Here is a 7,150-nt window from a genome sequence, read left to right as displayed (position 1 = left end):
CCTCGTAATCCGTCGTCCGCCGGGCCGGCAAAGGCCTGAGACTGGGGCGTTCCATGTCGATGCGCTTGCCATTCGCGCCCTCTCCCTCTTGCGGTATCATAATCTGGAGGTGATCATGGTCAGCTGCGGGTCCATGCGCGCGCGATGCAGGAGGTCGAAGAGGCGTGGGCCGACGCAGGCTGACGTCATGGGCGACCACCGTTGGGTCAGATTAAGCTGATCTGCAAGAATTAACCTTGCAAAACTGGAAGTAGTACCCATAATTGCAAGGATGATAATTGATCGCCGCATAGCTGACGAACTGCATGGCCTTCTTGAGGACAGCCCTGCCGTTGCCCTACTAGGGCCACGGCAGGTTGGAAAAACAACGCTGGCACAAGGGCTTGGAGAGGGGCGTCCTTCGCTCTACCTCGACCTCGAATCCGATGCCGATCGGGCGAAGCTCTCTGACCCGGAACTCTATCTTTCCTCGCATGAAGACAAGCTGGTCATTCTTGACGAGGTTCAGCGTATGCCAGACCTTTTCCAAAATCTCCGCGGGCTGATCGACCGAGGGCGACGCAAGGGGCGGCGAGCAGGCCGTTTCCTGCTCTTGGGGTCGGCCTCCATAGACCTGCTCAGGCAGTCGGGGGAAACCTTGGCGGGGAGGATCAGCTACGTCGAACTTGCGCCACTGGACGCGCTGGAAGTTCCTGACGCCGATCTCGACAGGCTTTGGCTGCGCGGGGGCTTCCCTGACAGCTTTCTCGCTCGCAGCGATCAGGTCAGCTTTCGCTGGCGGCGCAACTTCATCCGCACTTATCTGGAGCGCGATATTCCCGCCCTTGGTCCGCGCATCGCTGCCGAGACCCTGCGCCGTTTCTGGACCATGCTGGCCCATCGCCAGTCCAGCTTGTCCAATGCCGCCGAACTTGCCCGCGCGCTTGGGGTCGATGGCAAGACGGTGGCATCTTACCTCGACCTGCTGATCGATCTGATGCTTGTCCGCCGGCTGGAGCCGTGGCACGCCAATATCGGCAAACGGCTGATCAGGTCCCCCCGTGTCTATGTACGCGACACTGGCATCCTCCATGCCCTTCTGGGGCTTCAAACTCTGGATGAGGTGCTGGCGCATCCTGTCGCAGGTGCGGGTTGGGAAGGACTGGTCATCGAGACCGCGCACGCCACGATGCCGGACGGCACGCAGGCGCAATTCTACCGCAGCGGGGCGGGGGCCGAAGTTGATCTGGTGCTGACATTGCCCGGAGGTACGCGGTGGGCCATCGAGATCAAGCGCAGCCTGTCCCCCAAAGTCGAACGTGGCTTTCACCACGCCTGCGAGGATCTGGAGCCGGAGCGGCGCATCGTCGTCTATCCGGGGACTGATCGCTTTCCACTCCCAAACGGGATCGAAGTCATGTCGCTGCACCAGTTCGCCCAAGAACTGGTTGCGCGCGGGTAGCCAATTACCGCTGCACGATCCGGGAGGTCGATGCAAGGATGTGAGCCGCGTTTGCAACTCTCATGTCAGCGACCTCCGGTCCCGAAGCTCTTGCGCGGCCGACAGGGCGTTCCCCGGAAGCTTGTGGGGCCGACGACGTTGCGAGGCGCGAGCGCGGTTTCTTCGCCGTGTCACTGCGCTGCTTGAGGGAGTCCTTGGTGCCCTATCGCTTCGCTGGTTGGGTCCGGGATAAGCGTTATCGGCCCTTTCGGGGATCAGGGGTCTTGGCGAGGGTCGACATGAGGGACTGCGGGAGGGGCGCGCTGCGGGTCACCCGACAGGGGTCGTTAGCGAGGGGGATCAGGGGGGCCTTTGGCGCTAGATTGCCGCCAGACTGCGACCGGCGCAATGAACCGGATCAGAGGGGGCCGGGACGCGTATTGCCGGGAGACCGAAAAGGGCCGCACCCAAGCGGACAGGTAGCGTGATCGGGGGGCCTTGAGGCGACCGCGTTGACTTGCGAACGCCCTAGCGTGACACGTCAGGTCGGTCGTTCATAGAAGATGTTCACGCTTACCTGCCTTATTGAACGTCTGTCATCACCAAACCCGCCAAGGCCTCGAAAGCTCTATGCACCCCGTCCCGGCGTCCGGCAGGGAGGACAACGCGAACCCGCAGGTTCATGTTTTCTTTGGGCAGCGGACAGGTTGCCTTGATCAGTTATGATCTGCCGAAAGGGACTATGTCGTGCCAGATGCACATTATGAACGTGGTGGACGCAGACATTTGCCGCACCAAAGGCGGGGGCGTGAAGGCAGGCCCGGAGATGAGGGACCCTGATCCCCCGCCGTTTGGTACCGGTACCCGGTCCCTATTCGACACGCGTTGAATAGCCGATCCCACATCACCGGCTCGATCGCCGCGGCGGGACCGGTTGTTCTGCCCCGTCATGACGCATCGGACCCTCGCTCGATGCGACGGTCGGTCCCGGTGGAAGCGCCACGCGTTCCGCCCGGCAGGTGTGCAGCTCGTAGCCGACAGAAGCCCCACCGCGCCTTGGGGCCGCCTTCACCTTTGCCAAGGCCCGCCAGGCCCCCGAAACAGCCAGCCAGTCTTTCCGTGAGGCGACCGGCCAAACCGTCTCCGCGATCGGCGCGACCGCCGCGCAGATGATCACTAACATGGGTGCGGCAGCGGCCAAGGCGGCAAGGGCTACATTGCTCACCTCGCCAATCCTGGACACCTTGACGGCGACGGACGCGAACGCGCGAGGCGCGAGCGCAACCATCATGGCAGCCTTGCCGGACACCGATACCGTTGAACTGGGCCACGCCGACGCTGATCATGAAGAGCGAGAGGCCGAGCAGGAGCGCGCGCCTAGGATCGCGTCGGGCAGGAAGAGGCGCGCAAGGCCACCGTAAAGCGGCAGCGGCAGCGTTGAGCGCCGAGGCAGAAGAAACCACGGGCCGCGAAAGCACTGCTTGCAAAAAATGCAAGCAGTGCTATTTTGAGGCCGTGAACACCAAGCACCGCAAGACCCTTGCAGCCGTCTTTGCCGAGCCGGTCTCCGGCACACTCGAATGGGCGGGGATCGAGCGGTTGCTGTTGGCCGCAGGCGTGCGCCTCATCGAGGGTCGGGGCTCGCGGGTTCGGTTCGAGAAAGACGGCGAGGTGGCGACGTTTCATCGCCCGCATCCCGCCGAGGAAGCGAAACGATACCAGGTGAGCGATGCGCGCGATTTCTTGATACGGATCGGGATGACACCATGACCAACACGATGACCTACAAGGGCTATGCCGCCCGTATCGAGTATGATGACGACGACGGCATTTTCACCGGCCAGATTGCCGGTATCCGGGATCGGGTGGGGTTCCACGCCGATACCGTGGAAGATTTGCGCGAAGCGTTTCACGAGGCGGTCGAAGATTACATTGAGACCTGTGCTAGGATCGGCAAGGACCCGCAGAAAGCCTTCTCCGGCCAGGTGATGTTCCGGGTCAGCCCCGACGTTCACCGCAAGGCCGTGATCGCTGCGGAACTGGCCGGGAAAAGCCTCAACCAATGGGCCGAGGAAGTCCTGGACCGCGCCGCCGGTTGAACCGGCCCGTATCAGATCACACGACGCGAAGCCGGTGCTTGCGGTCGAAGTCTTCGAGTTCGACACGCCCCCGCGTTCCTTTGAGATAGGTTTTGCCCACCTCGTTCAGGCAAGTGCCTCGGCGACTAACGATGCGCTTGGACAGGCGAGGTAGCTGTTCTGGATGAGGAGCAGCAGCTGTGTGGCAATTTCGGGAGGCAAGTCCCTGATCTGGTTGGACACGACCTTTATGGTACCAAGGTCGACCCCCTTCGCCACGAACTCCAGGAGCGCCTGATCGACGATCTTTCGCTGAATTGGCGACAGGCCGACGGCTCCCGGACGCGGTCGCGGTCGCGCGCGGACTTTCCGGCGCTCCTCGATTTCGATTTCATCCCGAAATGCACGAAGTGGAGGACGTCTTGGCGCTTGGCCAGCTTCTACGCGCGCCCAGTATCCTCGTGGACGCTTCGGCACTTGAAGGCGCGCGCAAAGCTTGGCACGGCAACGTCCGAGATGCCCATGTCACGCGCGACCTCCACGGTCGGCTTCTCCCAAATGAGCGCAAAAAGCTCCTCGCGCGATATGTCCATTCCAAGTATCCAGCAACCACAGGCTCTTGTCGCTCATCAGAGCTTTTCAAGTTCACAGGCCATGACTTCGCCCTGCCCACGGCAAGTCGCCGCACAAAGCGGATGACGACGTCGACAGGAACACGTGAGAGGGCCGATGAGCGCGGACAGTGCTATGAACATGTCATGCAGCAACCTTGCGGCCACATCACGGCTGGCAGAACCACTGTGTCTGCCAATCTTTGACAATGCGAACCAAGACTTTATGCGTAACTATGATGTTGCTAATATAGACGCTTTGCCATACGATGGCATCGCAATTAACATATGGATGCAAAATCTCAGGTTGGCAAATGTCCGTCTCCCGCGCGAAGCAACGTCAGGCCCAAGACAGGATAAACCAGGCTGCCAGCTTGGCAAAGTCGCTTGCAAAGCCGTTCGGCGGCTGGATCGCCACGTTTCAGGAAGCGATCGGGATGAACGCGCCCGCCCTTGCCGAACGTCTCGAGGTTTCGCGCAACACGATCTATGCATCGATCCGGAATGAGCAGGCGGGAACGATCTCGCTGAACCAGCTCGAGAAGATCGCCGAGGCCATGGGCGGACGTCTCGTCTATGCCATCGTCCCGCGGGAGGGCCCGGTCGAGGAGATCGTCCTGGCTCAAGCGCGCACGAAAGCCCGCCGCATCATCCAGCGCACACGGGCGCATATGGCCCTCGAAGAGCAGAGCGAGGGGCTGCGCAGCGAGGCCGAGATGGTAGAGGAACTGGCGGCCGACATCATCCGTGAAGGCCGCCGGGATTTCTGGCAATGACGCTGGAGCTTCATGAACCCGCTGGGGCGACACCCCTGACGCCGGACGAATTGCTTGGCCTCAAGGCCAAGCACATCGCGACCCGCGGCGAATTGAACGAGCTCGAAAGCGAAAACATCATCGCTGGCCTGACCTGGCTCGACCGACGACCCAAGTCGTTCGATCTGCTGACCGATGCTGCCGTCCGCGAGATCCACAAGCGCCTCTTCGGCGAGGTCTGGGATTGGGCGGGCGTCTATCGCCTGACCGAGAAGAACATCGGCGTGCCAGTCTGGCATATCTCGACCGAGCTACGCACCTGCCTCGATGACGCCCGCTACTGGCGTGACCACAAGAGCTTTGATCCGCTGGAAGCAACTGCGCGCCTTCATCATCGCCTGGTCTGGATCCATCCCTTCGCGAACGGGAACGGACGTTGGGCCCGAATCATGGCAGACGCCTACCTGGCGAAGATCGATCCGGATATCTTCCTCGACTGGTCCGGCGGCGGCACGCTGAACGCCGACAGTGCACACCGCTCGGCTTATATCGCCGCGCTGAGATCGGCCGATCAGTACGACTTTGACCCCCTGGTGACGCTCGTCAGGGCAATCGCCCGATAGTACTGACCCGAACCGTCGCCCAGCTTCGGTGAAGGTGTACTCGTTCACGATGATCCCTTCCTCGATAGCTTCGTCCGAGGTGAGGTGGTCGTACTCGGCCTCAAGCTGGCGGTAGAGCCAGCGGGCAAGGTCGCTCAACGGCTGCTGCCAGGTCGGGCTGTCGCGGATGACGTGCACGGACATGGTGTATTCGTGGTAGTAGCGGCCCCGATGGCTGACCTCAGCAGCAAGCTGGTAAAAGTTGCGCCGCTGGACTGCCTGCAGTTGGCCGACGATACCATGCAGCGTCGCGTCGGTCGGGGCGTGGTCCCGGATGCGCGCGGCCGCGCCCTTGGTGTGGCTGAGGTATGCTTCAAACAGGCCCCATCCCCCTGGCTCCAGAACCCTGAAAACCAGATGCAGGGCTTGGCCCGCGTCCCTTTGCCTGACGGTTCGCCGGGCCCTCTCGGACGCTTGCCTGGAAGCTTTTTCGCGCGGCATTCTACACCCCGGAGGATGAGGAGAGCTACATCATCGGAGGAAGGCTCTCTCGGAGCGCTGAGCCTCGGCACCACTGCTGCCTTTCAACCCGGCAGAGGCAAGCGGACAGTATGGCTTGGTGGCCTAAAAAGGCCTCCAAGCCAACCATATCTTGAAAGATGTTGGGAAAAGGGCTCCCGACGAGCACATGTCCGTTTCTGGATGTCAATGGAACACCAGCAGGCCTGCCCGAGGAGTGATCGCAAAGGTGGTCGACACCTAGGTTCTGTTGACCGGCACGTTGTCGACCTCCAGCACCTCGAGCCCAAGATCGAGGTTCTGCGAAAGATGGAACGCCTGCTGCCGGACCACATCGCACAGCCCCTTCCCAGCCGGGCGCGGCAAGCCATCCACCCCGGCGAGGAGCCTCTCGATGATCTCCGCGCATCGACGCGCTTGTGCCCGGCTGAATCCCCTGGCACCCAAGGACCTGAGAAACGCATCCAGATCGTCGCCCGTCACGTCGTCGCCCATCGTAGACGTGCCGACGCGGAAGGCCATGTCGTGTCGGACATCGTCCAGAAGCACGGGGTCGATATCATATGCCGGTGCGAGATCGGGTTTCGCGCTCCTGTAGAGCAGCGCATGGTTCTTGCCGTGATTGTCTGAATTTCCCAGCAGGATGTTCACGATCGTGATCTCGAAGAAGGCCTGGCGGGCCTTCCCGGGCAGACGGGTCGCGCTGAGCAAACCCCCGATTGCGTCAGCGGTGAAGGCGCGGGGCGGCACGCCGTAGCGCTCGTATTTCAGCGTCTCGCCCAGGCCGAGAGCCTGGCAGAAGTCCTCCTGGTGAATGCGGCTTACGAGACCATTCTCGATGCGGCGATCGAACCTTTCGACCAGCAGGCCTTGCAGGTCCCCTTCCCCGAGCACGCAGGTTTTCGCCGCCGGGTGGGCCTGCTTGTCGATCGCGAAGCAGCAGAGCGTGACGCCAAGAGACTGGCAACTCGATTGCGCTTTGCCGCCCTGCGTCACGCAGCCTGCGTTGAAGATATCGATATGCGCAGCCCGCGCAGCATCGATGCAGGTGTTATGGCGCATCTGATCGATGGGAGCTGGATCAACCGCCACGAAAATCTGCTGATCACTGGCCCAACAGGCTTAGGAAAAAGCTGGATTGCGTGCGCCCTCGGAAACAAGGCCT

General features: G+C 61.8%; 7 protein-coding genes and 1 pseudogene. 6 read left to right on the top strand and 2 right to left on the bottom strand.

Annotated features, from left to right (window positions below):
• Positions 1 to 271: 271 nt before the first annotated feature.
• From ACFTOW_RS01960 to ACFTOW_RS01940, 5 genes are all read left to right on the top strand, one after another.
• Positions 272 to 1,441 (top strand): ATP-binding protein, encoded by a 1,170-nt coding sequence (locus tag ACFTOW_RS01960; protein WP_379912540.1) that lies wholly within the window; start codon positions 272 to 274, stop codon positions 1,439 to 1,441.
• Between the two features lie 1,416 nt (positions 1,442 to 2,857).
• Positions 2,858 to 3,190 carry a type II toxin-antitoxin system HicA family toxin gene (locus tag ACFTOW_RS01955; protein ID WP_379912538.1) on the top strand — a complete coding sequence of 111 codons (333 nt, stop codon included), beginning with the start codon at positions 2,858 to 2,860 and terminating at the stop codon, positions 3,188 to 3,190.
• Positions 3,187 to 3,519: a type II toxin-antitoxin system HicB family antitoxin gene (locus ACFTOW_RS01950; protein WP_379912536.1), complete on the top strand. Its 333-nt coding sequence runs from the start codon at positions 3,187 to 3,189 to the stop codon at positions 3,517 to 3,519. Before ACFTOW_RS01955 ends, ACFTOW_RS01950 begins: the two co-directional genes overlap by 4 nt.
• 904 nt (positions 3,520 to 4,423) lie before the next feature.
• Complete coding sequence (locus ACFTOW_RS01945; protein WP_379912534.1) at positions 4,424 to 4,885, top strand: helix-turn-helix domain-containing protein; 462 nt, start codon at positions 4,424 to 4,426, stop codon at positions 4,883 to 4,885.
• Positions 4,882 to 5,487: a mobile mystery protein B gene (locus tag ACFTOW_RS01940; RefSeq protein WP_379912532.1), complete on the top strand. Its 606-nt coding sequence runs from the start codon at positions 4,882 to 4,884 to the stop codon at positions 5,485 to 5,487. The genes ACFTOW_RS01945 and ACFTOW_RS01940 overlap by 4 nt, the downstream gene beginning before the upstream one ends.
• Positions 5,488 to 5,493: 6 nt before the next feature.
• Here the strand turns inward: ACFTOW_RS01940 and ACFTOW_RS01935 are convergent.
• Positions 5,494 to 5,906, bottom strand: a pseudogene (locus ACFTOW_RS01935) (antitoxin of toxin-antitoxin stability system); the annotation flags it as partial.
• 319 nt (positions 5,907 to 6,225) lie between these two features.
• Positions 6,226 to 6,879 (bottom strand): HipA domain-containing protein, encoded by a 654-nt coding sequence (locus ACFTOW_RS01930; RefSeq protein ID WP_379912530.1) that lies wholly within the window; start codon positions 6,877 to 6,879, stop codon positions 6,226 to 6,228.
• Between ACFTOW_RS01930 and ACFTOW_RS01925 the strand changes: the two genes are divergently transcribed.
• Positions 6,796 to 7,150, top strand: a 355-nt coding sequence (locus ACFTOW_RS01925) for an ATP-binding protein (protein WP_379912528.1), incomplete at its 3' end; no start/stop codon positions are given. The two genes, ACFTOW_RS01930 and ACFTOW_RS01925, sit on opposite strands and share 84 nt — an antisense overlap.

Origin of the sequence: Lacimonas salitolerans, from assembly GCF_042677865.1 — a bacterium.
In the GTDB taxonomy this organism is placed as follows: domain Bacteria; phylum Pseudomonadota; class Alphaproteobacteria; order Rhodobacterales; family Rhodobacteraceae; genus Lutimaribacter; species Lutimaribacter salitolerans.
The sequence above is the reverse complement of the archived record's forward strand: the minus strand, read 5'-3'. Positions and strand labels throughout refer to the sequence as shown.

Bases quoted from the DNA above. Each gene is read 5' to 3' on its own strand.
- ACFTOW_RS01960 (WP_379912540.1), top strand. From the start codon at position 272: ATGATAATTGATCGCCGCATAGCTGACGAACTGCATGGCCTTCTTGAG.
- ACFTOW_RS01950 (WP_379912536.1), top strand. From the start codon at position 3,187: ATGACCAACACGATGACCTACAAGGGCTATGCCGCCCGTATCGAGTAT.
- ACFTOW_RS01945 (WP_379912534.1), top strand. From the start codon at position 4,424: ATGTCCGTCTCCCGCGCGAAGCAACGTCAGGCCCAAGACAGGATAAAC.
- ACFTOW_RS01940 (WP_379912532.1), top strand. From the start codon at position 4,882: ATGACGCTGGAGCTTCATGAACCCGCTGGGGCGACACCCCTGACGCCG.